This window comes from Mycobacterium sp. 1423905.2, from assembly GCF_001673155.1.
Lineage (GTDB): Bacteria > Actinomycetota > Actinomycetes > Mycobacteriales > Mycobacteriaceae > Mycobacterium.
Genome location: NZ_LZLE01000360.1, coordinates 1 through 24,462 on the forward strand (window position 1 = coordinate 1; position 24,462 = coordinate 24,462).

Annotated in this window: 23 protein-coding genes and 1 pseudogene; 13 read left to right on the forward strand and 11 right to left on the reverse strand. The window is 64.9% G+C overall.

Annotated elements, in window-relative coordinates; translation table 11 throughout:
• From A9W95_RS24875 to A9W95_RS24885, 3 genes are all read left to right on the forward strand, one after another.
• On the forward strand, nucleotides 1-463 hold a 463-nt coding region (locus tag A9W95_RS24875), incomplete at its 5' end, for a TetR/AcrR family transcriptional regulator C-terminal domain-containing protein (RefSeq protein ID WP_172826719.1).
• Nucleotides 460-1,671, forward strand: coding sequence for an acyl-CoA dehydrogenase family protein (locus A9W95_RS24880; protein WP_067418901.1), 1,212 nt, complete (start codon nucleotides 460-462; stop codon nucleotides 1,669-1,671). The genes A9W95_RS24875 and A9W95_RS24880, both read left to right, overlap by 4 nt.
• 224 nt (nucleotides 1,672-1,895) lie before the next feature.
• The gene (locus A9W95_RS24885) at nucleotides 1,896-4,151 is read left to right on the forward strand and encodes an NADP-dependent isocitrate dehydrogenase (protein WP_067418903.1); all 2,256 of its coding nucleotides are present in this window, start codon (nucleotides 1,896-1,898) and stop codon (nucleotides 4,149-4,151) included.
• Between the two features lie 21 nt (nucleotides 4,152-4,172).
• Here A9W95_RS24885 and A9W95_RS24890 read toward each other — a convergent pair whose 3' ends face one another.
• Both A9W95_RS24890 and A9W95_RS24895 read right to left on the reverse strand, forming a co-directional pair.
• Nucleotides 4,173-5,216, reverse strand: coding sequence for an LLM class F420-dependent oxidoreductase (locus tag A9W95_RS24890; RefSeq protein ID WP_067418904.1), 1,044 nt, complete (start codon nucleotides 5,214-5,216; stop codon nucleotides 4,173-4,175).
• Nucleotides 5,216-5,635 (reverse strand): nuclear transport factor 2 family protein, encoded by a 420-nt coding sequence (locus tag A9W95_RS24895; RefSeq protein ID WP_067418906.1) that lies wholly within the window; start codon nucleotides 5,633-5,635, stop codon nucleotides 5,216-5,218. The genes A9W95_RS24890 and A9W95_RS24895 overlap by 1 nt, the downstream gene beginning before the upstream one ends.
• Before the next feature lie 124 nt (nucleotides 5,636-5,759).
• Here A9W95_RS24895 and A9W95_RS24900 point away from each other — a divergent pair, with 124 nt between their 5' ends.
• Complete coding sequence (locus A9W95_RS24900) at nucleotides 5,760-6,320, forward strand: PadR family transcriptional regulator (protein ID WP_067418908.1); 561 nt, start codon at nucleotides 5,760-5,762, stop codon at nucleotides 6,318-6,320.
• Here A9W95_RS24900 and A9W95_RS24905 read toward each other — a convergent pair whose 3' ends face one another.
• The 5 genes from A9W95_RS24905 to A9W95_RS24925 all read right to left on the reverse strand — a co-directional run bounded on the left by A9W95_RS24905 (nucleotide 6,321) and on the right by A9W95_RS24925 (nucleotide 12,569).
• On the reverse strand, nucleotides 6,321-7,412 hold the full coding sequence (locus tag A9W95_RS24905; protein ID WP_067418909.1) for a hypothetical protein: 1,092 nt from the start codon (nucleotides 7,410-7,412) through the stop codon (nucleotides 6,321-6,323).
• Nucleotides 7,402-8,265, reverse strand: a complete 864-nt coding sequence (locus A9W95_RS24910; RefSeq protein ID WP_156746395.1) for an ABC transporter permease — start codon at nucleotides 8,263-8,265, stop codon at nucleotides 7,402-7,404. The genes A9W95_RS24905 and A9W95_RS24910 overlap by 11 nt, the downstream gene beginning before the upstream one ends.
• The gene (locus tag A9W95_RS24915) at nucleotides 8,249-8,983 is read right to left on the reverse strand and encodes an ABC transporter ATP-binding protein (protein ID WP_067418924.1); all 735 of its coding nucleotides are present in this window, start codon (nucleotides 8,981-8,983) and stop codon (nucleotides 8,249-8,251) included. The genes A9W95_RS24910 and A9W95_RS24915 overlap by 17 nt, the downstream gene beginning before the upstream one ends.
• A gap of 68 nt (nucleotides 8,984-9,051) precedes the next feature.
• Nucleotides 9,052-10,044 carry an ABC transporter substrate-binding protein gene (locus A9W95_RS24920; protein ID WP_253851753.1) on the reverse strand — a complete coding sequence of 331 codons (993 nt, stop codon included), beginning with the start codon at nucleotides 10,042-10,044 and terminating at the stop codon, nucleotides 9,052-9,054.
• Between the two features lie 167 nt (nucleotides 10,045-10,211).
• Complete coding sequence (locus A9W95_RS24925) at nucleotides 10,212-12,569, reverse strand: hypothetical protein (protein WP_067418927.1); 2,358 nt, start codon at nucleotides 12,567-12,569, stop codon at nucleotides 10,212-10,214.
• Between the two features lie 77 nt (nucleotides 12,570-12,646).
• On the opposite strand from A9W95_RS24925, the gene A9W95_RS24930 reads away from it, so the two are divergent.
• Complete coding sequence (locus A9W95_RS24930) at nucleotides 12,647-13,591, forward strand: LysR family transcriptional regulator (RefSeq protein ID WP_067418912.1); 945 nt, start codon at nucleotides 12,647-12,649, stop codon at nucleotides 13,589-13,591.
• Here the strand turns inward: A9W95_RS24930 and A9W95_RS24935 are convergent.
• Nucleotides 13,559-14,125, reverse strand: coding sequence for a TetR/AcrR family transcriptional regulator (locus A9W95_RS24935; protein ID WP_067418914.1), 567 nt, complete (start codon nucleotides 14,123-14,125; stop codon nucleotides 13,559-13,561). The genes A9W95_RS24930 and A9W95_RS24935 overlap by 33 nt on opposite strands.
• Nucleotides 14,126-14,224: 99 nt before the next feature.
• On the opposite strand from A9W95_RS24935, the gene A9W95_RS24940 reads away from it, so the two are divergent.
• The 4 genes from A9W95_RS24940 to A9W95_RS24955 all read left to right on the forward strand — a co-directional run bounded on the left by A9W95_RS24940 (nucleotide 14,225) and on the right by A9W95_RS24955 (nucleotide 18,825).
• Nucleotides 14,225-14,632 carry a hypothetical protein gene (locus tag A9W95_RS24940; protein WP_067418916.1) on the forward strand — a complete coding sequence of 136 codons (408 nt, stop codon included), beginning with the start codon at nucleotides 14,225-14,227 and terminating at the stop codon, nucleotides 14,630-14,632.
• On the forward strand, nucleotides 14,629-16,092 hold the full coding sequence (locus A9W95_RS24945) for an FAD-dependent oxidoreductase (RefSeq protein WP_082983317.1): 1,464 nt from the start codon (nucleotides 14,629-14,631) through the stop codon (nucleotides 16,090-16,092). Before A9W95_RS24940 ends, A9W95_RS24945 begins: the two co-directional genes overlap by 4 nt.
• 39 nt (nucleotides 16,093-16,131) lie before the next feature.
• Nucleotides 16,132-17,331 (forward strand): glycosyltransferase, encoded by a 1,200-nt coding sequence (locus A9W95_RS24950; protein ID WP_067418917.1) that lies wholly within the window; start codon nucleotides 16,132-16,134, stop codon nucleotides 17,329-17,331.
• Between the two features lie 300 nt (nucleotides 17,332-17,631).
• On the forward strand, nucleotides 17,632-18,825 hold the full coding sequence (locus A9W95_RS24955; RefSeq protein ID WP_067418930.1) for an MFS transporter: 1,194 nt from the start codon (nucleotides 17,632-17,634) through the stop codon (nucleotides 18,823-18,825).
• On the opposite strand, the gene A9W95_RS24960 is transcribed toward A9W95_RS24955, so the two are convergent.
• Nucleotides 18,826-19,476: a hypothetical protein gene (locus A9W95_RS24960; RefSeq protein WP_067418919.1), complete on the reverse strand. Its 651-nt coding sequence runs from the start codon at nucleotides 19,474-19,476 to the stop codon at nucleotides 18,826-18,828.
• A 220-nt stretch (nucleotides 19,477-19,696) separates the two neighbouring features.
• Between A9W95_RS24960 and A9W95_RS24965 the strand changes: the two genes are divergently transcribed.
• Nucleotides 19,697-20,743 (forward strand): DUF3533 domain-containing protein, encoded by a 1,047-nt coding sequence (locus A9W95_RS24965; RefSeq protein ID WP_253851754.1) that lies wholly within the window; start codon nucleotides 19,697-19,699, stop codon nucleotides 20,741-20,743.
• 7 nt (nucleotides 20,744-20,750) lie between these two features.
• Here A9W95_RS24965 and A9W95_RS24970 read toward each other — a convergent pair whose 3' ends face one another.
• Complete coding sequence (locus tag A9W95_RS24970) at nucleotides 20,751-21,641, reverse strand: SAM-dependent methyltransferase (RefSeq protein ID WP_067418921.1); 891 nt, start codon at nucleotides 21,639-21,641, stop codon at nucleotides 20,751-20,753.
• A 131-nt stretch (nucleotides 21,642-21,772) separates the two neighbouring features.
• Between A9W95_RS24970 and A9W95_RS28160 the strand changes: the two are divergent.
• Nucleotides 21,773-22,240: pseudogene (locus A9W95_RS28160) on the forward strand (glycine betaine ABC transporter substrate-binding protein); the annotation flags it as partial.
• 40 nt (nucleotides 22,241-22,280) lie between these two features.
• On the forward strand, nucleotides 22,281-22,511 hold the full coding sequence (locus tag A9W95_RS28165) for a glycine betaine ABC transporter substrate-binding protein (protein ID WP_253851755.1): 231 nt from the start codon (nucleotides 22,281-22,283) through the stop codon (nucleotides 22,509-22,511).
• Here the strand turns inward: A9W95_RS28165 and A9W95_RS24980 are convergent.
• The gene (locus tag A9W95_RS24980; RefSeq protein ID WP_067418922.1) at nucleotides 22,508-23,551 is read right to left on the reverse strand and encodes a ketopantoate reductase family protein; all 1,044 of its coding nucleotides are present in this window, start codon (nucleotides 23,549-23,551) and stop codon (nucleotides 22,508-22,510) included. The two genes, A9W95_RS28165 and A9W95_RS24980, sit on opposite strands and share 4 nt — an antisense overlap.
• 87 nt (nucleotides 23,552-23,638) lie before the next feature.
• Between A9W95_RS24980 and A9W95_RS24985 the strand changes: the two genes are divergently transcribed.
• Nucleotides 23,639-24,462, forward strand: an 824-nt coding sequence (locus A9W95_RS24985; RefSeq protein ID WP_253851756.1) for a haloacid dehalogenase type II, incomplete at its 3' end; no start/stop codon positions are given.

The window sequence follows — 24,462 nt, forward strand, 5'->3', positions numbered from 1 at the left end:
CCGCGTCTTCGACGCTGGCTGGCTGTTCGGCGTCGTACTGCTCGCGTGCGTCGACGATGCTGTTCATCCGGTGCGCACGGCCGGCCACTTGATCTGGAACAACTTCAAGCAAAGCGAGGACTTGCTCAAAGTCATGCTGCGCGAACCTGACCAACTGGGCGACCTGGACGAGAAGACGTGGCAAGTCATCACCGACAACGCCTATCAACGCTTCGCCGACGAGCTGGCCAGGCTGAACCGCTCGGGGCGGACCAGCATCCCCGACCCGGAGGCGGCCGCCGCGGTGGCGATCGGATCGCTGTCCTATGCCGCGACGCTGCAAGCGCTGACCGGGCGTTCCCCGGGCAACATCGACGACGACCGTTACTTCGAGGCGTGGGTGATGCAGACGCTGAGTGTCCTCGACCAGTACGCCAACCCCAAAACCCCTGACCCACAATCTGATCCAGGAGTGAAGCAATGACTTTCTCACTGCAACTGAGCGACGACGTGGTGGAGGTGCGCGACTGGGTGCACCAGTTCGCGGCCGACGTCATCCGCCCCGCCGCGGCCGAATGGGACGAACGAGAGGAAACTCCCTGGCCCGTCATCCAGGAGGCCGCGAAGGTCGGTCTGTACTCCCCCGACTTCTTCGCCCAACAAGCGGCCGAGCCGACGGGCCTGGGCATGCTCACCGCATTCGAGGAGATGTTCTGGGGAGACGCGGGTATAGCGCTGTCCATCATGGGTACCGGATTGGCCGCAGCCGCTCTGGCGGGCAATGGAACTCCCGAACAGTTAGGCCAATGGCTACCGGAGATGTTCGGTACGCCCGGTGAGCCCAAGCTCGGCGCGTTCTGCTCGTCGGAGCCCGACGCCGGTTCGGACGTCGGCGCCATCCGCACTCGGGCGCGCTACGACGAGGCCGCCGGTGAATGGGTGCTCAACGGCACCAAGACGTGGGCCACCAATGGCGGCATCGCGAACGTGCACATCGTTGTGGCATCGGTTTATCCGGAACTGGGCACCCGCGGTCAGGCGACGTTCGTCGTACCGCCTGAAACGAAAGGCTTGGCCCAGGGCCAGAAATTCAAGAAGCACGGCATCCGTGCCTCGCACACCGCCGAGGTAGTCCTCGATAACGTCCGCTTGCCCGAGGACGCGATCCTCGGTGGCCGGGCCAAGTTCGAGGAGCGCATCGCCCGGGTGAAGTCGGGCGCCTCGGCCCGCAGCCAAGCAGCGATGAAGACCTTCGAACGGACCCGGCCCACCGTGGGCGCAATGGCGGTCGGGGTGGCCCGGGCGGCCTACGAGTACGCACTCGACTATGCCTGCCAGCGCGAACAATTCGGTCGCAAGATCGGTGAATTTCAGGCAGTGGCGTTCAAGCTGGCGGACATGAAGAGCCGTATCGACGCGGCGCGATTGCTGGTGTGGCGGGCCGGCTGGATGGCGCGCAACAACCAGAACTTCAATTCCGCCGAGGGTTCGATGGCCAAATTGGTCGCTAGTGAGACCGCGGTCTATGTCACCGATGAGGCCATCCAGATTTTGGGCGGCAACGGCTACACCCGGGACTATCCCGTCGAGCGGATGCACCGCGACGCCAAGATCTTCACCATCTTCGAGGGGACCAGTGAGATTCAGCGCTTGGTGATCTCCCGCGCGGTGACCGGTCTGCAGATCCGCTGAAGCCGGCTGTCCCGGCTATGCCGATCAGCTGAGCTGGGGATTTGGCAGCTTGCCCGGACGGCGGTGACCTCTCGGCGACCGCGGTGTCCATGAGCCCGCTCTGGACTGGTGGACACACGTGGCCGCAGTCGGGCAACTGCTGACATAGTGGATGACGAACTGAGATCCGCCGTTTTACGCAAAGCCCCTGAAGTCTGACCGACAGTGACGCCGGGAGAAGAACCATGAGCGCCGAGCAGCCGACCATCCACTACACGCTGACCGACGAGGCGCCGATGCTGGCGACCTACGCCTTTTTGCCCATCGTGCGCGCGTTCACCGAGCCGGCCGGCATCAAGATCGTGCCCAGCGACATCTCGCTAGCGGCTCGGATCCTGGCGCAGTTTCCCGACTACCTGACCGACGAGCAGCAGGTTCCCGACACGCTGGCCGAACTGGGCGAGCTCACCGAGCAACCCGAAACCAACATCATCAAGCTGCCGAACATCAGCGCCTCGGTGCCCCAGCTGGTGTCCGCCGTCAAAGAACTGCAAGGCAAGGGCTACAAACTCCCGGATTTCCCGCAGAATCCGAAGTCCGACGAGGAACAAGAAATCCGGGAGCGTTACGGCAAGTGTTTGGGCAGCGCGGTCAATCCCGTGCTCCGACAAGGCAATTCCGACCGCCGCGCCCCCAAGGCGGTCAAGGAGTATGCCCGTAAGCACCCGCACAGCATGGGCGAGTGGTCCATGGCATCCCGCACCCACGTCGCGACCATGAAGCGCGGCGACTTCTACCACGGCGAGAAGTCGATGACGCTGGATCGCGCGCGCAACGTCAAGATGGTGCTGACCACCAAGAGCGGGGAGACCCTCGAACTCAAGCCCAAGGTGGAGCTGCTCGAAGGCGACATCATCGACAGCATGTTCATGAGCAAGAAGGCCCTGGTGGACTTCTACGAAGAGCAGATGGAGGACGCCCGCAAGACCGGCGTCATGTTCTCCCTGCACGTCAAGGCGACGATGATGAAAGTTTCCCACCCCATCGTCTTCGGGCACGCGGTCAAGGTCTTCTACAAGGACGCGTTCGCCAAGCACGGCAAGTTGTTTGACGAACTGGGCGTCAACGTCAACAACGGTCTAGTCGATCTCTACAACAAGATCGAGTCGCTGCCCGCCTCGCTGCACGACGAGATCATCCGCGACCTGCACGCCTGCCACGAACACCGCCCCGAACTGGCCATGGTCGACTCGGCCAAGGGCATCACCAATTTCCACTCGCCCAGCGACGTGATCGTGGACGCCTCCATGCCGGCGATGATCCGCGCCGGCGGCAAGATGTACGGCGCCGACGGTCGACAGAAGGACACCAAGGCCGTCAACCCCGAGTCCACCTTCTCCCGCATCTACCAGGAGATCATCAACTTCTGTAAGACCAACGGGCAGTTCGATCCGGCGACCATGGGCACCGTTCCCAACGTCGGCCTCATGGCCCAGCAGGCCGAGGAATACGGCTCCCACGACAAGACCTTCGAGATCCCCGAGGACGGCGTCGCTGACATCGTGGATCTGGACAGCGGTGAAGTGCTGCTGACCCAGAACGTGGAAGAAGGCGACATCTGGCGCATGCCGATCGTGCGTGACGCACCGATCCGCGACTGGGTCAAACTCGCCGTCACCCGCGCCCGGGAGTCCGGGATGCCGGTGTTGTTCTGGCTGGACCCGTACCGTCCGCACGAGAACGAGCTGATCACCAAGGTCAAGACGTACCTGCAGGACCACGACACCGAGGGCCTCGACATCCAGATCATGTCCCAGGTTCGTTCCATGAGATACACGTTGGAACGACTGATCCGGGGCCTGGACACCATCGCCGCGACCGGCAATATCCTGCGCGACTACCTCACCGACCTCTTCCCGATCCTGGAATTGGGAACCAGCGCCAAGATGCTGTCCATCGTTCCGCTGATGGCCGGCGGCGGCATGTATGAGACCGGCGCCGGCGGCTCGGCGCCCAAGCACGTCCACCAGCTCGTCGAGGAGAACCATTTGCGCTGGGACTCCCTCGGCGAGTTCCTCGCGTTGGGCGCCTGCCTGGAAGACATGGGCCGAAAGATGGACAATCCGCGGGCCAAGATTCTGGGTACCACCCTGGACTCGGCCATCGGCAAATTGCTGGAGAATGACAAGAGCCCGTCGCGCAAGACCGGTGAGCTCGACAACCGCGGTAGCCAGTTCTACCTCGCGATGTACTGGGCGGAAGAACTCGCCGCGCAAGATCAGGACGAAGAGCTCAAGGATCACTTCGCCAAGCTGGCCGAGGAGTTGAGTAAGAACGAGGAGACCATCGTTTCCGAACTCAACGAGGCACAGGGTGAAGCGGTCGACATCGATGGGTACTACGCGCCGGACAGTGAGAAGACCACGGCGGTGATGCGGCCGAGTAAAACCTTGAACGCCGCCATCACCGGCGACAAGGATCCCGCCGACCCCCGCGCGTGACCGCGGGCACGGAATCGCGGATCAGTCGTCGACCAGCTGACGAAGTGTTTCCACCAACTTGACTCGCTCGGCACGCGTGCCCGCCAAGGGCACCACGTTCAACGTGGTCACACCCGACTCGCGGTAGGCCGCCACGCGTTCTTTGACGAACTCCGGCGTGCCGATCAGGTTGACGTCACGCACCAGTTCGTCGGGCACCACCTTGGCGGCCCCTTCCTTGTCGCCGGCCAGGTACAGCTCCTGGATCCGGTCGGCTTGCGGGCCATAGCCGTACTTCGTGGCCAGCGCGTGGTAAAAGTTCTTGCCCTTGGCGCCCATTCCGCCGATGTACAGCGCCAGGTGCGGCTTCACCAGTTCGCGCAGCCCTTCGACGTTGTTCCCGATCGCCAAGGTCGGACCGGCGTACACGTCCAGCGGTCCAAGCACCGAGTCTCGCCGGGCTTGGCCGGTGCGCAACGCCTCGCCCCAGACCTCGTGCGCCTTCTCCGGCAGATAGAAGATCGGTTGCCAACCTTCGGCGATCTCGGCTGCCAGTTCGACGTTTTTCGGCCCCAGCGCAGCTACCAGTAGCGGGATGCGTTCGCGCACAGGGTGATTGATCAATTTGAGCGGCTTGCCCAGGCCAGTGCCTCGTTCAGCGGGCAGCGGAATGGTGTAGTGACGCCCCTGATACCGCACCGTCTCACGCCGCCACACCTGTCGGCAGATCTCGATGACCTCGCGGGTGCGGGCGATGGGAGCGTCGTACGGGACGCCGTGGAACCCTTCGATGACTTGCGGCCCGGATGCGCCCAAGCCGAGCGTGAAGCGCCCGTCGGAGACATAGTCCAGACCGGCCGCTGTCATCGCCGTCAGGGTGGGTGTTCGGGTGTAGAGCTGCAAAATCCCCGAGGCCAATTGCACGCGTTCGGTTTTGGCGGCCAAGTACCCCAGTGCACTCACCGCATCGAACGAATACGCCTCGGGGACAAAGACTATGTCCAGGCCCGCGCTTTCCAGATCCGCCACTTCGGCGGCCACATCCTTGAAGCCGCCGGCGTAATTGATGCCCAGTCCGATCCGCACTAGTTCGATGCCCCTTCCAACGCTTCGCGCTGAATGCGGTCGAACTGCGCGGCCATGGCCTGTGACAGCGCCTGGGCTCCGGATAGTGGCCGCACCATGACCATGAGGGCGTCGATCCTTCCGCGGTCGTCGAAGTGCAGGAAATCGCAGCCGGTGATCCGCACTCCGGGCGCCCCGACGATCCCGGTCTCGAACACCAGCGCGTGGTCTCGGCTGGCCGCGTCGCCATATTCCCGGATGTAGCGGAAGTCCTCGAAAACCCGCATCACCCCGCGCAGAATCGACGCGGTGATCGCCCTGCCGACGTAGGGCTTGAACGCCACGGGACTGGTGAAGACCACGTTGTCGTCCAGTAGAGCCTCGATGGCGGCCGCGTCGCGCGCTTCGACAGCGGCGCGGAAGGGATTCTGTGACGTCATCAAGACACCTCTGGTGGTCAATTTGTTGAATAGGTCTGGCTTGGACGGTAGATGGTTGCCGCGCCGGTTGTCTAGAGGTGATTAATCACTTTGTTGACTAATCGCATCGTTGTACGATCGGTCGATGTCGCTGCGTGATGCGGTATTGGCCGCGCTCCTCGATGGGGAGTCGTCCGGTTATGACCTGGCCAAGGAGTTCGATGCGTCCGTGGCCAACTTCTGGATGGCCACTCCGCAGCAGTTGTATCGCGAGCTTGATCGACTAGCCGAGCAAGGCCTCATCAGTGCGCGCATCGTCCATCAGGAACGTCGCCCCAATAAGCGCATGTACTCGCTGACCGAGGCGGGTTACGAGGCGATCAGGCATTTCACCTCTCGGGCCCCCAGACCCTCGGTGATCCGCGACGAACTCGCGGTTCAAGTGCTCGCGGCAGATGCCGGCAATGCCGTAGCCGTCCGCGACTTCGTCGCCGAACGTCTGGACTGGGCCAATGCCAAACTGCAACGCTACGAACGCTTCCGGGCTCGGATGCTCGACGGCCGAACCGAAGAGGACTACCTCCACCAAGCCGAACGAGTGGGGCCCTATCTGACGCTACTGCGGGGAATATCGTTCGAGCAGGAGAACATTCGGTGGGCTGAGCGAGCACTCGCCATCATCGGGCAACGCCTGCCACAGCCCTGATCAACACCACCGAAACGGCCGGGGCAACGCAATCGTTCGTTCCGCGGGCTCATACCAGCCCGCCGGTGCGTGCTGGTCGGTGTGCAAGTAGCACTGCACCCGCACTTCCCGGCTGCCCGGGGTAAAGGTCAGCAGCCTGCTCAGCGGCAGGGTGGTCAGCGGCATGTGATGGCGGCTCAGCGAGGCAACGTTGAGAAACCAGGTGCCCCAACGTTGTTCGATGTGCGTCTTGCCGCCGTGATTGTCATCGGGATGGGTGTGGGTGTGGCCGGCCAGCCACATCGCCACCCGGCCGGGTTCCTCGGCGAGGAACGATTCGAATTGCGCGGAGTCGGGCTGGCTGTCCACCCAGTACAGATACGACGCTGCATGGGGCGTCCCTTGCGCGAACGGGCGGTGGTAGTGCTCATGCCATTGCCCGTCGGCTCCCTTGCGTACGCCCTCCCATTCCCCGGAGGCGACGGTGGTGTCTTTGAGAACGTAGTGATGCACGGAGATGACGTTGAGGTCGGAGTGCGCGAGCACCATGTCTTTCCACCATTGAAACGTCTCTCCGCTGACCACGCCGCCGGGATTTCCGCCAAGGGTGCCGCGTCCGATCTTCTGGGTCGGCTCGTTGCGGTCACTCATCATCAGGAACAGCAAGTTGCCCACCTGAAATGAGTAGCGCTCCCAGCTTCCGGTGATCGGGTAGCGCCGCGCGTTCGGATCCACGCCCGAGTTCTCGGTGTTCTCGCCCAATGGGTCGACCCACTTGCGCCACCACCATGCCTCCGGTTCGTCGAGGCCACTGCGATCGTGATTGCCGCACACGCTGTAGACGTCCTCGCGGCGGTGCCGGCGCAGTGCACGGAATTGCCGGGCGACTTCGAGCCCCTCGGTGTCGTCCGGCAGGTTGTGGTGCTTCCCGGACATGTCACCGACATCGATGGCGAGGTCCCACTCGAATGGTGGCTCGCCCTCCGGTCCGCCGCTTTCGGACTGGGTGATGGCCTCGGCCAAGCTTTCTCGACCGTGACACTTGTCGGTTCCGACATGCGCGTCACCGAATGCCCAGAGCCGAAACGGTGCCGGTTGACGATCAGGCGTCATGGTCGTCCAGCAGCCCCCATCGCCGGCGGACTCGTCGGTCCAGCGCGCTGAACAACGCGTCGACGGCGATGCCGATCGCCAGGATGACGATCATGACAGCGATCGCTGACGGCATATCGCTGAGGTTCTGCGCATTCTCCAACAGCACTCCGATGGACGATGTGTTGGCGACCAGCACGACGAGCTCACCGGCCATCAAACTGCGCCACGCGAAAGCCCAGCCCTGCTTCAGCCCGGCCACGAACATCGGCAGCGCCGCCGGCAGGATCACCAGGCGGTACAGCGCCACGGATCTCAGCTGCAACGTGGTCGCCGCACGCAGCAGCACCGGGGAGATGTGGTCGACGCCGGAGATGACGCCGATTGCGATCGAGGGGACGGCGCCGATCACGATGACGAACAGGATCGCCGTGGTGTTCAGGCCGAAGAAGATAATGGCGAACGGAAACCAGGCGATCGCAGGCATCGTCTGCAGGCCGGTGATCAGGGGACCGATCGCTCTGCGAAAAAGGGTGTTCCGTGCAATCAGCGCTCCGAGGAGTGAACCGATCAGCGCGGCCAGCGCGAACCCGGTGACAGCCCGGCCCATGGTGGTCGCGATGGCTTCCCACAGCAGGACGCCGTGGAGTTGCTGCCAGAGGTTCTCTGCGACGGCGACGGGCCCCGGCAAAACGAACGCGGGTTTCCATCCGCTCAGGACGATCAGCTGCCAGAAGACGACGAGCACGGCGACTGCCAGCAGCTTGGGCCACACAGCGGCCACCAGACGATGCACGAGGCCGCGGTGTCCCGCGCCGGGGCTGGCAGGCGTTGAGTTAGAGGCGGCCTCGGTGGGGTCAGGCGCCGTCAGCATGTGCGCTCCCATTCAGTTGCCCGGTGATCTTCGCGGCCAATTCGGCAACCTCGGCGGTGTTGATGTCCCGCGGACGCGGCAGCGCCACCTCGAATTCTTCGACGATGGTCGCGGGCCGAGCGCTGAGCAGTACAACGCGGTCGGCTAGGCGTACCGCCTCGCGGACATTGTGGGTGACGAAGACTACGGTCAGCTTGCGCCCCAGTACGATTCGTTCCAGCTCGCTTTGCAGACGGTCGCGAGTCATGGCATCCAGAGCAGCAAAGGGCTCATCCATGAGCAGCACGTCAGCGTCTTGGGCCAGGGCGCGCGCCAGCGCCACTCGCTGCTGCATACCACCGGATAACTGGTGGGGCCGTCTGTCGGCGAAGTCGGTCAGACCAACGGTTTCCAACAGTTCACGCACAGTCGCGCGTCGTTGCTGGCGCGGGATCGCTCGCGCGCGCAATGCCAATTCGACATTTGCCGCCGCGGTCAGCCAGGGGAACAAGGCGGCTTCCTGGAACATCAAGGCGACTCGGTGCCCACCGGTGTGCACCACGCCTGAGGTCGGCCGGTCCAGATTGGCGATCAATGACAACAGCGTGCTCTTGCCGCAACCGGAAACACCGACAAGGCAGACGAATTCGCCGGCCTTCACGGTGGTCGAGATCGGCCCGACGGCGGCGACGGATCTCCGGCCGGCTCCGTAGTACTTGGTCACCTGTTCCAGGCTGATCGCTGGGGGCGGGTCTGGTGGGTTGGCGGTGGGATTCGGCACGGCTACCGCACGCCCGGTAATCGTCGTCACGCCGCCACCGCCGGCTTGCCTACCGCTGCGAGTTCTCGGTTGAGCGGACCCAGATCGAAGATCCCGTCCAAGTTGAGTGGCTGCAACAGTCCAACGGCGACGGCTTTGCGGACTTGGTCGTTGAGCGACTGCACGCCGGGATCGTTGGTGAAGGTCGTCTCCTGGAACGATGCGGTCAGCACCTCGGGTGACAATCCGCTACCCAGTGCCTTGGTCAACGTGGCGTTGGCGGCGCGCGCGGCGGCGTCGGGATTGTTGTGAATCGTGTCGTTAGCTTCGATCTGACCGCGTACCAGGCCCGCGACCACGTCAGGGTGAGCGGACAGAAAGTCCTGCCGGACAACGAGGATGGTGATGGTGTTCGGGTCAGACCACAGCCGGACACCGCCGGCGTTGACCAGTTGCACATCGTAGGGAGCGGACTCGATGGCGCCGGCGATCTGGTTGCTGACGAACTGCTGCACGATCGCCGACTCGGGCGTGGTCGGCTTGATCGACACGTCGCCTCCGCCTTGCGGATTGGTTTTCAGCCCATTCTTCAGCAGCCAGTCGCGCAGGCTGACGTCCTGGGCGCCACCGAGTGCGGGATCGGCAACGGTTTTGCCGCGCAGGTCGGCCGCCGAGGTGATACCTGGCTTCACGACCATCGATGTGCCGCCGGTAGCGGATCCGGAGATGATCTTGATCGCGGTGCCGTTGGATTTTTGCCAGGCGTTGAACGCCGGGTTGGGGCCGACGAAAGCGGCATCGAGTTGCCCAGACAGCAACGCTGTGGTCTCCGCAGTGCCTTGGTTGAAAGGTTGCGGTTGGAAATTGACCTTCGAGCCGAGATTTCGGGCAAAGGTGCCGTTCTCGATACCGATGAGCGCGGACGCGTGGGTGATACGGGTCAGGTAGCCCAGTCGCAAGGTGACACCGGATGATTTCGGCGTAGGCCCACCGCCGGCGCATCCGGCGAGCGCTACGGTAATGGTCAGCGCGGAAAGCACTGTGAGATAGATTGTTTGGAGACGGGACACGGGTTCTCCCGGGGGAAGTTAGCGGTAGGTGGGACGGTCGGCAGCCGGGTCAACTCACCGGAAGCGGACCGGACACGCCGCGCAGGTGATGCGACCGAAATCGACGTGCCGGCGCCGCGTCAACGCGGGGTGCCCCGTCATCGGGGCTCCGTCGGTGCACGAGAGATGAACAGCGGGCTGGTCCACACTTGGTGTCCGTCCGCCTGGGCGGCGCGTAGATAAATCGCACTGTGCTCCGGCGGCAGGTCGATCGGCAACGTCCCGGTGACGATGCTCGACAATGCATTTGGCTCGGCGATACGCTCCGCGCGGAGACGAAGATTGAGCCCGCCCGCGCTCTGCTCGGAGTACGACTGCGCGATCAACTGCGCACCGCTGACCGTCAAGTGCACAGGTGTGTCGTCCTCGGCCACTGTGGCGTTGATGTGCAACTGCGCGCGCGCCAGGTCACCGAGACGCACGATCACTCCGACGTCCGAGCCGTAGGTTGCGGTGTGCCAGGTGATCACTTGGTCTGCGGCATCGATGACCTGCTCGGGATGGTTCGTCGCCCACGGCACAACCGAATCGATGCTGGTCCCAGTAATTTTCAATTCTCCCGACCAAGTGGCCCAGCGGTAGCGGTCTCGGTGTCGCGCACCGCCCCATCGGATCCGCACCAGAGAGGGGGACAGCCCTGTTTCGGCATGGATGTCGCGGCGCCATAGCGGTCCGTGGGTGTCGTAGATCGCCAACTCGTCCCAGCCGGTGCTGCCGTAAACGGCATAGTCGAGATCGAGCCGCCCTGCGGCAGTGAGGATTTCGTCTCCCATCCAGTCATCGCCGCTGCGCAGCAAGGCGACCGACCGGCTGCCTGTGGTCGCCCAGGTGCGCCGCGCGCGCAACGCCCGGCCGACGTGTTGTGCGCTGAGTTCGTCGGCGAGGACGCCGGTGAGTCCACCGTGTCCGCCAAAGATGTTGGCACCCGGCGCGCCACCACCCGGTCTGCCGCGATGCTCATCGCTGGCGGCGCTGGCGCCCAGCTTGAGACCACGGGCCAGGGCGTCCTCGAGGAACCAGGGGCTGCTGCCCCAGCTGGAATGCACCTCGATGAGGCGCTCCAATTCGGGGTGATGCCAATCCAACACGGCTCGCCGACCGCCGACATGCGGGATCAGCAGGTAGGAGTCGGGCTCTTTTTCGTAGGCGGCATACAGTTCGGTGATTGGCCACGTCTGCGGGGTGGGGGCGGCGGCGGTCATGCCTTGCCGCCATTCCAAGGACCGCGCAATGGTGGTGTCCTCGCCGAGGAAGACGACGTTGTGATCACCGCCCACGCCAGCGGTCCCGCACCATTCGACCCCTGGGAAACACACGAAGTGGCCGTCCCGGGATGTCGCGCGGCAGGCTGCGACGACGTCTGACCAGGCGCTGTCGGTGATCTGGAAGTCGTTGGCGGTGTAGCCGAGAATGTCCAGCCCGCCGATGTCGCGACCATAACGCAGGTTCCAGTCGGTGTCCTGCGTCCCGACTGTGTCGTTTGAGTGCACGTGCAGATCACAGAAATAGGCGCGAGGTGCGGGAAGGTCTGCCACAACGTCGATTTCGGCGGTGGTTGGCCCGAAGGTCACGGTTCCGGCTTGCGCACTGATCCGATAAGCGCCCGGCCGGCCCGGCACCCTGAGGGCAGCGTGCGCCCATCCCCTGGCCGGTGTCTGGGCGCTGGCGACGTGCTCATCGTCAATGGCTGCGTGCACAGTCGCGGGCACGTCACGGCACGCATTGCCCCAGGGGTCCTGCAGGTGCGCCCGCAACTGCACCGTTTCGGTGCCAGCGCGCACGACGCGAGGACCATGCACGATCAGCCGCTCGGGTGGTCCGGGAGTGATTCCGATCTTGGCGACGGCAGCGTGAGCCATCCGCGAAGTGCCCAGCGGATCGACATAGAGGTGCAACTCGAAGTCGTCCTCGACGAACGTCTGCAGGCGGGTGCCCGGTCCCCCGAAGCGGCGGTCACCGAGTCGGATCTCGATGACGTCACCCGGGCGCAGATATCCGTCCACCACGTGCACCAGAAGTGACTTCTGAAAAGGTCGCTCCCCGCCCTTGACGTCGTAACGGGTGGTCAGCTGCCGCACGGTGGCAGCACCGTCAGGTGAGGCACCACCAATCAGCGACCGACCGATCACCGACGCGGTGGCAAAGTCGCGCCCGGCCGGGTCGGTGGTCTGAAGGTTCCAGTCGGAGTAATAGCGGAAGCACAATTTGAGCCAACCGCTGTCCGCGATGCCGGATTGGCCGACCGTGTAGGTGAACTTGAGTTCCTCGACCGCCCCCGCGACAACCTTCTGAGTATCGCAGCGGAGGCTGCCCAGGAAGGGTATGCCTTCGAACTCGGCGGTGATCCGCTCGCGCACCTCGGCCGACGAGCAGTCGTTGGTCCGCAGGCCGGCTTGCGGCCGCGCGGCAACCGCCACGGCCAGGCTCGGCCGTTGTTCCACGTCGCCCGAAGACATCAGCCAATTGTCGATGCACCGCACTTAGGCGTCCAGCGCATAGATATGATCCGATCAATCATCGAAAGTGATCAATCATGAACGTGCAGCAACTTCGATACGTCCTTGCCGTGGCGGAAAGCCGCAGCTTCACTCGGGCCGCCGCCAACCTGTTCGTCGTGCAATCCGCGCTCAGCCAGCAGGTGCGCAAGCTCGAGGAAGAGTTGGGGGTGCAGATCTTCAACCGGACCACTCGGTCGGTTTCCCTGACTCCGGCGGGCGAGGCCCTGGTTCCACTGTTACGCCAGGTGGTAGGGGGCTTGGACCAGATCACCGTCAGCGCACAAGCCCTGCGGGGCACGGTGACCGGACGGCTCACCGTCGGGATGATGGAGATTCCGTCGGAGAGCCTTGACGTCGCCGCTTTGATGGCGACGTTTCACACGCGCTACCCCGACGTGACCGTGACGCTGCGCAGTGGCGGCAGTGACCTGCTCGTGCAAGCGACCCGCGAGCGCAAGCTCGACGTCGCCGTGGTGGGTTCGAATGTCGCGCGCTCGGCCGATCGACTCTCGTTCGACCACCTGTTCTCCGAGGCGCTCGTCGCGGTCCTGCCGAGCCGGCACCCGCTGGCCACCGGCCCTTCGGTGTCGCTGGGCGCTTTGGCCGAGTTCCCGTTCATCGACTTCCCGCCGGGCTACGGATTGCGCCACGAGACAGATCGCGGCTTCGCCGAGGTGCGCCGGCGCGTGGCCTTCGAAGTGACCCGCGTCGACGAGGTGGTCCATTTCGTCTGCCAGGACCTCGGCGTGGCGTTACTCCCAGAATCGGTGGCCCGCAGCCGTGCCGAGGTGGGTTCGGCGCTGGTGCTGCTTCCCGTACACGGCGCGGTGCTGCGCCGCGAGGTTCACCTCGTCGCGCCGCGCGCCGAATTGCGGTCCGCCGCGACCCAAGCCTTCATCGAGTGCGTGCACGAGCACATCGCCGACCGAGCCGGGACCGCGCTGCCGTCAGGGCGCGGCGCCGGACAGGTAGTGGGCTAAGACGGGTCGCAACCAAGCGACGAGGTCGGCGTCATCCATCTCGGCCAGCGCCGGAATGGCCAGCACGTAGCGCGCCACGGCGAGCCCCAGCACTTGTGCGCCCACCAGCGCGGCCCGTTGTTCAGCGCGATCGGGCGCCACCGCGGCCAATGCCGGCGCCACTCGGTCGACGAACACCCCGAGCAAGGCGTCGGCGGCCGCCTGGTTGGTTGCGGCCGCGCGCAACAGCGGCAGGAATGGGCCTTCGGGTCCCCAGACGCTGACGAACAATGGCAACACCACATCGGCAATGCGGTCGGGCGCGACATCGGACAGATCGGGAAACGTGATGTCCAGGCGGGATGCGGCGGCGAAGAGTTCGGCCTTGCTACCGAAGTAGTGCATGACGAGCGCGGGATCGACACCGGCCGCCGACGCCACCGAGCGGATGGTCGTGCGCTCGAAACCGTTGTTGCCGAACTGGGTTCGTGCGGTGGCCAGGATCGTCGCTCGCGTCGCCTGCCCGTCACGTCCCTCCCGAGCTTTTACCGGCATGCAACGCAGTGTATTCAACAACTGTTGACACCGCCATGCCACCCCGCCTATGGTGGAGTTCAACAGTTGTTGAACTCGATTGACGAAGGGGTTCGGGCGGTGACCGTCAAAGCGATTCAAATAGGACTGGACCCAGACGTGATCGATTACGCTGCAGCGGATTTCGCGCAGTTTCCCGGATTGTCCAAAGAGACGCTACGGGCCGCCAACGACGACAACGTCGCTGCACTGCGCGCTGCGGGCTACCAAGTCGACAATTGCCTGATCGACTTCGGTTCGGCGGGGGCGGCCAAGGCGCGCAGCTGGCTCCGGGCGGGCCGCTATGACGCCGTTCTGATCGGCGCCGGCGTGCGACTGGTGGCCAGCAACACCCTGCTTTTCGAGGCGATCGTCAAGACCGCGCACACCTTCCAGCCGGGTTGTCGGTTCGTGTTCAACCGCGCCGCCGCGGCGACACCCGACGACATCCGCCGCTGGTACCCGGACCCCGAGGTGGTAGCACGGTGACCCTGTCACAAGGGGACGTCCTGGTCGTTGGCGCCGGGCCGACGGGCTTGACCGCGGCCGGTGACCTCGCCCGCATGGGGCGGACGGTCACCGTGTTGGAGCGCTGGCCTTCGATCAATCCGTCCAGCCGCGCCTTCGCCACCATGGCCCGCACGCTCGAGCTTCTCGACGCCCGTGGCGTCACCGAGGACCTGTTGGCGCGCTCCCATAAAGCCTCGGCAGTCAGCCTCTTCGCCGGTGCCCGCCTCGACCTCAGTCATCTGGACACGCCGTATCCCTATGTGATGGTGGCGCCGCAAGCCAACGTCGATCGCGCACTGGAGAGCTACGCCGTCGCACAGGGCGCCGACATCCGACGCGGCATCGAGGTGGTGGGCCTCGACCAAGACAACGACGGCGTCACCGTGACCACCCGAGCGCACCACAGCGGAACCCAGCAGTGGCGAGCGCAGTACCTCGTCGGCGCTGACGGTGCACACAGCACTATTCGCCGGCTGGTGGGCGCGAACTTTCCGGGCCAGACCGTCTTGTCCTCCATCGTGCTCGCGGACGTCAAGCTGGCGCACGGGCCCACCGACGGCGGCTTGACGTTGGGCAGCACCCGTGACGTCTTCGGATTTTTGGCCCCGTATGACCGGCACGACTCCGACGGATCGTGGTATCGCACCATGGTGTGGGACCGGCACCGCCAACTCCCCGACAGCGAGCCGGTCCAAGACGATGAGATCGGCGCCGTCTTGGCCCAGGCGCTGGGCGACGACCTCGAGGTGCGCGATGTCGGAGCCAAGTCCCGATTTCATTGCGAGGAAAGGCAAGTCGGCCACTATCGGCACGGTCGTGTATTCCTGGCAGGCGACGCCGCGCACGTCCACTCGCCGATGGGCGGGCAAGGCATGAACACCGGAATCCAAGACGCGGTCAACCTCGCCTGGAAACTCGCCGCGGTGCTCGACGGCGCGCGTGATCGCGTCCTCGACACGTACCACGACGAACGCCATCCGATCGGCAAGCGCGTCTTGGTCCAGTCCGGTCTGGTCGCCCGCAACGTCACACTGCGGCCGAGGGTCGCGCGAGTGATACGGAATCTGTTGGCGCCCAGGCTTCTTGCCCTGCCACGGGTGCGTGACGCGGTCGCGGGAAGTTTCGCCGGCACCACGTTGCGCTATCCGCACCGCCGAGGCGAAAGTCCATTGGTCGGCACCCGTGCGACCCAGATTCCTCTGACGCACGGCCGACTCACCCAACTACAACGCGCGCCCGGCTTCGTCCTCGTGCGTGAGCAAGGGAATCCCTCAGTCGATATCGATCTGCTGCAAGCCGAACGGGCCGACAGCGGCCCGGCGGTCCTGGTTCGGCCCGATGGGTACCTCGCCTGGGCCGGCCAGTCAGCCGACCGCAAGGCGTGGCTGGCGGCACTTGGACGGTGGAGCAGGGCGCCGCTATCCGTCGTCTCCGACTGACCCGCGAACCCTCAGGGGTAGCAAGCTAGGTTGTCCCCGATGAAAGTTGTGATCGCCAGCTTCGGGAGTCGCGGTGACGTGGAGCCCTGCGCTGCGGTTGCTCGGGAAATGCTGCGCCGAGGACACCGCGTGCAGCTGACGGTCTCACCCGACTTGGTCGGCCTCGTCGGGTCGGCGGGGCTTGACGCCGTGGCGTATGGACCCGACACGCAAGTGCAAAACCCCGCCATCGAACTGTTCCGTGACATCGCGACCAAACCCCAGAACTGGTTTACCGCGTTGAGCCAAGCCATGCAGCACGTGAGCGACGTCGACGCCGACAAACGCCTGACGCTGACCGCCTTGACCGACGGAGCCGACCTGCTCGTCGCCGGTTTCAACGAACAGGGGCTGGCCGCCAATGTCGCGGAGTATTACGGCATCCCGTTTGCCGCGCTGCACTATTTCCCCGAGCGCCTCTTGATGTCCGGAGGTCCGGCAACCGCCATCAGCAAGCACTCCGAAGACGCCCAACGTGTGGCTCTGGGATTGCCGGCCACGTCGCAGACTGTGGCGCAACGAATGGCCGAACGCGGCTCGCTGGAGATCCAGGCTTACGACGAGATCTGCCTGCCCGGGCGGGCTGCCGAATGGGTCCAGCCGGATGACCGGCGGCCGTTCGTCGGCGCCTTGACGCTGCAACTCGCGACCGACTCCGACGAGGAGGTCTTGTCATGGATCGCTGCGGGTGCGCCGCCGATCTACTTCGGATTCGGCAGCACACCGCTGGACTCAGCGGCCGACATCGTGAAGATGATCAGCGCGGCCTGTGGGCGACTGAACCAGCGGGCGCTGATCTGCAGCGGCGCAAGCCAATTGAGCGACTCTGCGCAATCCGACCACGTCAAAGTGGTGCCTGCGGTCAACCACGCGGCGGTCTTTCCGGCTTGTCGCGTGGTCGTTCACCATGGCGGCGCGGGCACCACGGCCGCAGCGCTGCGCGCCGGGACACCGATGTTGGTGCAGTGGCTCTGGCTCGATCAGCCGATGTGGGCGGCCGCAGTGACTCAGTTGGGCGTCGGGGCTGGGCGACCTTTCACGACGGTTACCGAAGAGTCGCTCGTCGCGGACTTGAGCGCCATCCTCACCCCGCCATACGCCTCGCGGGCCCGTGCAGTAGCGGCCCAGATGACCGCGGCGACCGTCAGCGTTGACCGCGCCGCCGACCTGTTGGAACGGATGGCTTTAGGGCAGACTTGACGTGGCTTGGCGGACAGCAGGACTGCCGACGCATCGAAGATTCTCAGTCGATTCCAAAGTCGTCGTTCCCGGTGCGAGAAAGCAAACGACAGCACCCGCGTCGACCATGCCCTCGCGCCCGCTGGGCGAAGCATCCAACCGACGCGACCGAGTCGTGCCAACGCCTGAGTCACCCGCACGCTGCGACTGTCGGGGAATAACTGACGCACACCGGTCGTCGTTTCACGTCGTCGGTCGGCCAGACGGAGACAGTTGCGGAGGAAGCCAGTGACCAGGGCACGTGTGGCAACCGACCGATCCCTGCCAACCGGCAGCCCCCCTGCCGTCAACCCCCGACCGGCTGCGGACAACGCGGTGTTCGGTGGCGTGCTGGCGGTCTTGCTCGCAATCGGATGGGCCGCCAACCACTTTGCGGCGTTGATGCCGGTGATCAGTGAACACCAGCACTTGAGCGCTGCAACCCTCAATGCGGTCTTCGGCGTTTACGCGATCGGTTTACTTCCTGGCTTGCTGATCGGGGGACGCCTCTCGGACGCCCTCGGACGCCAATCGGTGGCGTATGTGGGCGCGGCGAGCGCGGTGGCGGGGACGGTCGCCATGCTGGTTTCCCAGCATTCGGCGGTACTGCTGGCCGGTCGCCTCATCGTCGGTGTCGGCGTCGGCTTGGCTATCAGCTCGGGGACCGCCTGGGCGTCCGACCTGAAAGGGCCGGGCGGTGCCGCGACCGCGGGAGCCGTTCTCATCGGCGGGTTCGCGATTGGGCCGTTCGCTGCGGGCATCATCGGCATGGCCGGTCAGCGGGGTGTGGAGGCATCGTTTCTGCTCGCCGCCGCTCTGGTCGTGGCCGGGGTCGTGGTAGCCGTCTTGGCAGCGCAACGCGCCACCGCGGCCGAGCCGGTGACGATGCAGCCGCCCCAGGAGTCGGCGGCCGAGCCCAGCACGGCCCGAGCGTTGAGTTGGGCCATGCCGCTGGCGCCGTGGGTGTTCGCCTCGGCCACGCTGGCGTTCGTCACCATCCCGACCCGGTTGCACACGGAGCTCGCGGCTCCCGTCGCTGCCGGAACAGCCGCGCTCATCGCCAACGGGGCCAGCGGATTGATCCAGGTCCTAGCTCGCAGGCGCCGCTGGGGTCCGCAGACCGGCACCGCTGGCGCCTTGTTGGCCGCGGTGGGTTATGCCGCCACCGCCGCTGCGCCCCCGACCATGACGGTCGCGATAGGCGTCGTACTGCTGGTGGTACTCGGTTGCGCGTCGGGTCTATGTCTGCGTGAGGGTTTGATCGACCTGGAAGCCGCGGCACCGAAGCGGGTCCGGGGCGCCGTGACCGGCGCCTTTTATTCGGTGACCTACATCGGGTTCGGTCTGCCGCTGCTGCTCACTACGATCAAGTACGAGGTCGCGGTGGCGATCCTGGGTGTCATGGCGGTATTGGCGACGGTAAGTGCGGTGAGCAGGGCGGTGCGGCTACGGCGAGACAACCACCGTCAGCCATGACTAAGCGGCAGATACGCCTTGGGTGCGCTTCATCGTTGCAGGTGGCGTGCCGCTGACAACGCTCAACCCGGCCAGACGGCGCCAGGAACGGATGGCGTTGCGGGTGACGTCCAGTATGCGGGCGGTCCCCGCATCCCCGTTCGCCAGCCTGTGTGCCCGCAGCGCATTGCCGGTCACCGCGTCGAGGGTGTCCCAGTCGTCACTTTCGACCAACGCTGTCGATTGCGATGCGGCCCGCAGCGCGTACAGTTCGGCGCCCTGAAGAGTCGTGCTGATGCGGCGCGCGCTGCGAGCAGCGCTGTCCCATGCCGCGATGGACGGTGTCTGTCCGGGCGTAAAGCGTCGATGCAATTCGGCGATGTCCGAAATCGCCTGCGCCGCAGCGCTGTCCGCGTACCGCAGGACGCCCCAGGGCGGGCTGGTCAACAGCTTGGTGACCCAATGGTGGGTGACGCTTTCGGCGACGTCCGCGGTCCCCACCGTCAGCCACCCCAAATCCAATACGGTCACACTGTTCTGAGGCGACAGATAGCCGTCGGGTTCGGCCAGCAAGTCATTGCACAACTGCACGAACGAAGCCAGCGGCCGCGCCGAAGTGGCCGGGAAGTCGGTGATCTGTTCATCACCATTGATGTAGGAGATCACGTTCATCGCGCAGCCCTTTGCCGATCCTGGCTGGTGTGATCCTCGAGCCAATCTCAATGGGTGTGTGATGCGTTCCAGATCCATGGTGTGACAGACACTTTCGTTGTTGATCGGCTCGGCGAGGCTTTGCGAAAGCACTCTATGGCAAAGGCGGTCATCAGCGTCCGCGACACGTGGGCGGGCGGCGGCGATGTTTCCGCGAAGTGCAGTTGGGTAGCCGAGCGTCATGCCGCCCCAGCAAGCCGCGCCTTGCCATGCCCAGGAGTCGGACGGTCAACCGTTGGTCTGTCCCCCGGCCCAGCGCTGGTCTCTACGCCGCATTCCGCTCGAGACCCGCAAAGCCGCCGCGGTGATTGCTATTGCGCTGGCGATGACCTCCAGCTTCGCCGCGGCTTACACCGTCGCGCTGGGACGACCGTCGCCGCGAGAACTTCCGATCGGCGTGGTAGGCCCGGCGTCGGTCACCCGGCCGATCATCGCCGGTATGCAACAGCGCCAGCACGACTTCGACGTACGCAGCTACCCATCGCGTCAGTCGGCGGTTGCGGCGATCGACCATCAGACGATCACCGCCGTCATCGACGCCACCGAGGTGCCGCCGCAACTGCTCATCTCCAGCGCCAGCGGCCCCTCGGCCGCGCACGTTCTGACCCAACTCGACGAGCCGGCACCCGGCCGGTATCTGCTGCCAATTGTCGATCTGCATCCGCTGCCGCCCTCCGATCCCGGCGGCCTAGCCACGTTCTACCTGGTCATCGCGGCAACGATATTGGGCTTCGTGACGATGTTTCAGTTGCGCGCCAACGTCAGCACCTTGACGCTGCGCGGCTGGCTGGCCTGTCTGGGCGTGTTGGCGGTCGTCGGGGGAGCCTCACTCGCCGGGGTGGCAGGCCCCGTCTTGAACGCTCTCCATGCGCCTTTTCCGGAGCTGTGGCTGCTGACATCCCTGCAGATCGCGGTGGCGGCGGCCTTCAACTCGACCATGCTGGTGTTGATACATCGGTGGGCGATCATCCCCACTTGGGGTGTTTTCATCCTGCTGGGTAATACCTCGTCGGGTGGCGCGGTGTCACCGTCATTGCTGCCGCAGCCATTTGCGATCCTCAATCATGCGCTGCCGAGCGGGGCAACCGTCTCGGCGATCCACGCGGCCGCCTACTTCCCGCATGAACAGCGGGTCATGCCGTTCCTGGTCTTGGCGGCCTGGCTGGCGGCTACCTTGACCGCCTTGGTGGCCTGCTCTCGCACCTTGCGTCGCTCGCCGGCGCACTGAGCGACGATCAGCCCGTGCGGCTAGCGGTGAAGAATTTCGTCCGCAACAGCCGCTCGAACACCGGTGGCAGCCCCTGGAAGGGCCGACCGTATTCCTGCGCGGCTTTGTCCACCAAGTCCGCGACGATCACTGTCCACTTCCGTTGCGTCAGCCACTCTTTGGTGTCGACGCGCGGGTCGTCGTACCACAAGTCGGCGACCGGCGGCTGAGTACCGTCTTGACCGACGGTCGGCATGCTGTCGGCGAATTCCTCGATCTCCCCGGGCAGCGGTCCGAGTTCGGCGGCTATCTGGCTGCCGGCCGCCGACAACTCGTGCAGCTTTTCGAACAGCGCGTCTTGAGCGGGGCCCGGAAGGTAGGGCAACAACCCCTCGAGCGCCCATGCCGTCGGTTGTTCGGGGTCGAATCCTGCCCCGACGAGTGCGGCGGCCCAGTCCTCCCGTAGGTCGGTGGCGATGGTGACTCGCCGGGTCACCGGCTGGGCGCCGCGCTTGTCCAAAACTTGTTGTTTGAACTCAAGCACTCGCGGCTGGTCAATCTCGAAGAGTGTGTGATCCGCGGGCCACGCCAATCGGTATGCGCGACTGTCCAATCCGGCCGCCAAGATCACGGCCTGCCGAATTCCGGAATCGCTGGCCCGGTTGAAGAAGTCGTCGAAGAACCGCGTTCGTACGCCGACCCACTGGGCATTGAAGGCCGCCGCGCTGGTCATGTCTCTGTTCGCCACTGCGGCTACCAGGCTTGGCTCACCGGCTGCCTCGACGAAGCCGGCCGCGTAGTCGTCGTCGGCCAACGGCGGGTCCAGCGCGGCATCGAGAGCGCGCGAGGCACACACGGCCAGCGCCGTGAACCCCACACTGGTCACGATGTCCCAGCTATCTCCTGCGGTCCTCGGCATGACGTCCTCCCCTGAAATTCTGTCCGAAAGGTGGGAATTTTGGTACCGGTTTTGGCGATCGCGTTTTGTTCGCCTAACTAATTCATAGTGTACGCCGCCGTAACTTGACCGCCGTTGGAAGGAAGCCCACCATGACCCAGCTGGTGCGAGTCGGTCATATCGACTTGAGCTTTCATGACGCGGCGGCGCGTGAAGTGGAGAAGATCCTCGCCGCCCATGGCCATCCCGTCGAGCGCTCCGCCGCACCGCACGAGGAGATGTTTCGGCGTATTGGCCGCGGCGAGGTGGATGTCCTGGTGGCGGCCTGGCTTCCCAGCAGCCACGGCGCCTACCTGGCGCCCGTGCGCAAACAGGTGCGAGAAGTCGCCGTCCTCTACGAGCCGTACTGTCTGTGGGGAGTGCCGGAGTATGTGCCGGCGGAGGCGGTCGCTGAAATCGCAGACCCGCTGCGCGATCCGGCACTGCACCACATGGATCGCCTGATTCAGGGAATCAATCCAGGCGCGGGTATCAGCCGCTTCTCTGCGGCCATCGTCGAGCAATACGGGTTGAGTGAAGCGGGGTACCGATTTCAGACTGGCACCGAAACGCAGTACTTCGGCCGATTCGTGGACGCGGTCGCCGAAAAGAGGTGGGTGGTTGTTCCGCTGTGGCAAACTGCAATGGCTGCACCACCGCTACCGTATCCGCGAATTGCGAGAGCCCAAAGGACTGCTCGGCCGGACCGACGAAGCGACCGTGCTGGTCCGAAAAGACGCCGAACAGCGGATCGGCGCCGCCGCCCTCGCGGAGTTGGCGGCGTTGCACCTGGGCAATGCCAAAGTCAGTGCACTCGATGACGGGCTGCAGCGCGGGCGGTCCGCTACCTAATCGGTCTTCAATCCCAGCAGGTCTCGAAGTTGCCGGGTCGAATAGCTGTTCAACACAGCGCCGTTGCGAGCCGCGGAACGTGCCGCGCGTGCCAGTGCCGCATTGACCGGCGCTTGGCTGCCGTGTCGGTGAGCGAGCCGAACGATCTCCCCGTTGAGGAAGTCGGTTTCGACGTTTCCGGTATTGCGGATCAGCGACTGCCAGGTGGAGTTGCCGGTTCCGACGTTCCGGCCGGGCACCGGCCGGACGGACGGCCCGTCCGCCCGTGCTGCGGCAGAGGTCTCGAAGGGCACGAACTCGATTCCAGCACACCGCAATACGGACTCGCCTTCAGCGCGGAGGGCGGCTACTACTGCGCTGACATCGGCGTCTTGGGTCGCCAGCGCGCTTACGGCGTTGCCGAGATTGCTGAGCAGCTTGTTGTATTTCCACGGGGCCACGTCATCGGGCAAGCGCACCCGGATGCCCGCGGTGTCCCAGTCCTTGGCCAGGCTACTCAAAAAGTTCGCGTCGCTTCCTGCGCTCGTTGACGCTGGCCAGCGAGCGATATGGAATTGCCCCACCACTGGCCACGACCGCACAATGACCTCACCCGGTTCCAGGTGAACGGCGGGCAACCAGACACAGACGCCGAAGACACGTCGAAAGTAGCGCAGCGCTTTGTTCTCTGCCGCAACACCATTGAGCGCGGTGAGCACTGGCAACCGTTCGCCGGCGGTCCCTACCAGACCACTCATGCCGTAGACGGGTTGATCGACCCACTGCTGCAGTGCGACGTCGAGTTGCTGTGTCTTCGTCGTGAACACCAGCACGTCGCCTTCGGTCAACCGGGCGTCTTCCGGCGCGGAAGCCGTGGTGACGGGGATAGAAAAGGTGCCATCGGGTGTCCGCAGCGTCATGCCGGCGTCGGCGAGCACCTGCGCATGGCGACCCCGCGCAACCAGAGTGACCGGTGTGCCTGCTCGGGCCAACACTGCTCCCACCGTTCCACCGATGGCGCCCGCACCGATGATGACGTACCGACGGTCTCCTCGAGACAATTGCCGCGCCTTCCCGTCCGTCGAGCAATACCTCCTGAGGTTACGGCCGTTCCCTGGGTGGTTGCTTGTGATGATTAGTCTTCGAACATGGCCGAATATCGTTCACCCTCGACGGGTCTGGCGGTACGCGCAGTGCTGTTCGACACGTTCGGGACCGTCGTCGACTGGCGCTCCGGCATCGCCCAGGCGGTCCGTCACTTCGCGCAACGGCATGGCCTGACGGTTGATCCGCTGGCCTTCGCCGCTGACTGGCGTAGCCGCTACCAGCCGGCGATGGAGGAGGTGCGTTCGGGTCGCAGAAAGTTCGTGGGACTGGATATGTTGCACCGCGAAAACCTCGAGGCATCCCTCAGCGCCGCGGGGGTGCGCACCGAAAGATTGCCGGATCAGGAATTGTGGGCCCTGGCTCGCTCTTGGCGCTGGTTACCACCCTGGCCCGATAGCGTGGAAGGGATATCGGTCATCAAGCGTCATGTCATAGTCGGTCCACTGTCGAACGGCAACACGGGACTATTGGTGGAAATGGCGAAATTCGCCGGTCTGCCCTGGGATGTCGTGCTCGGATCGGATATCAACCGGGCTTATAAACCCGACCCGCAGGCTTACCTGGCGCCCGGGCGCCTGCTCGACTTGGCGCCGGGTGAGATCATGCTCGTGGCCGCCCACAATCGCGACCTGGCCGCAGCTCAACAATGCGGATTGGCAACAGGATTCGTGGCCCGTCCGCATGAACATGGGCCGGGCCAGACCGATGACGGCACTTCACGAGAACAACGACGCCGCAAGTTCGGTTATGGAGGAGCCCGCTACGTCCCAGTTCCCCGAGGGCTGGAGGTCATCGGTCTGGCCCGGCCCATGTTCATGCGGACGGGCCACGAATCCTGTTGCCAATCCGCATTGTTGAGCTGCGG

Excerpts from the sequence above, each read along its gene's own strand:
- A9W95_RS24880 (WP_067418901.1), top strand. The coding sequence starts at position 460 with ATGACTTTCTCACTGCAACTGAGCGACGACGTGGTGGAGGTGCGCGAC.
- A9W95_RS24885 (WP_067418903.1), top strand. The coding sequence starts at position 1,896 with ATGAGCGCCGAGCAGCCGACCATCCACTACACGCTGACCGACGAGGCG.
- A9W95_RS24895 (WP_067418906.1), bottom strand. The coding sequence starts at position 5,635 with ATGACGTCACAGAATCCCTTCCGCGCCGCTGTCGAAGCGCGCGACGCG.
- A9W95_RS24900 (WP_067418908.1), top strand. The coding sequence starts at position 5,760 with ATGTCGCTGCGTGATGCGGTATTGGCCGCGCTCCTCGATGGGGAGTCG.
- A9W95_RS24905 (WP_067418909.1), bottom strand. The coding sequence starts at position 7,412 with ATGACGCCTGATCGTCAACCGGCACCGTTTCGGCTCTGGGCATTCGGT.
- A9W95_RS24910 (WP_156746395.1), bottom strand. The coding sequence starts at position 8,265 with ATGCTGACGGCGCCTGACCCCACCGAGGCCGCCTCTAACTCAACGCCT.
- A9W95_RS24925 (WP_067418927.1), bottom strand. The coding sequence starts at position 12,569 with ATGTCTTCGGGCGACGTGGAACAACGGCCGAGCCTGGCCGTGGCGGTT.
- A9W95_RS24930 (WP_067418912.1), top strand. The coding sequence starts at position 12,647 with ATGAACGTGCAGCAACTTCGATACGTCCTTGCCGTGGCGGAAAGCCGC.
- A9W95_RS24935 (WP_067418914.1), bottom strand. The coding sequence starts at position 14,125 with ATGCCGGTAAAAGCTCGGGAGGGACGTGACGGGCAGGCGACGCGAGCG.
- A9W95_RS24950 (WP_067418917.1), top strand. The coding sequence starts at position 16,132 with ATGAAAGTTGTGATCGCCAGCTTCGGGAGTCGCGGTGACGTGGAGCCC.
- A9W95_RS24960 (WP_067418919.1), bottom strand. The coding sequence starts at position 19,476 with ATGAACGTGATCTCCTACATCAATGGTGATGAACAGATCACCGACTTC.
- A9W95_RS24965 (WP_253851754.1), top strand. The coding sequence starts at position 19,697 with ATGCCGCCCCAGCAAGCCGCGCCTTGCCATGCCCAGGAGTCGGACGGT.
- A9W95_RS24970 (WP_067418921.1), bottom strand. The coding sequence starts at position 21,641 with ATGCCGAGGACCGCAGGAGATAGCTGGGACATCGTGACCAGTGTGGGG.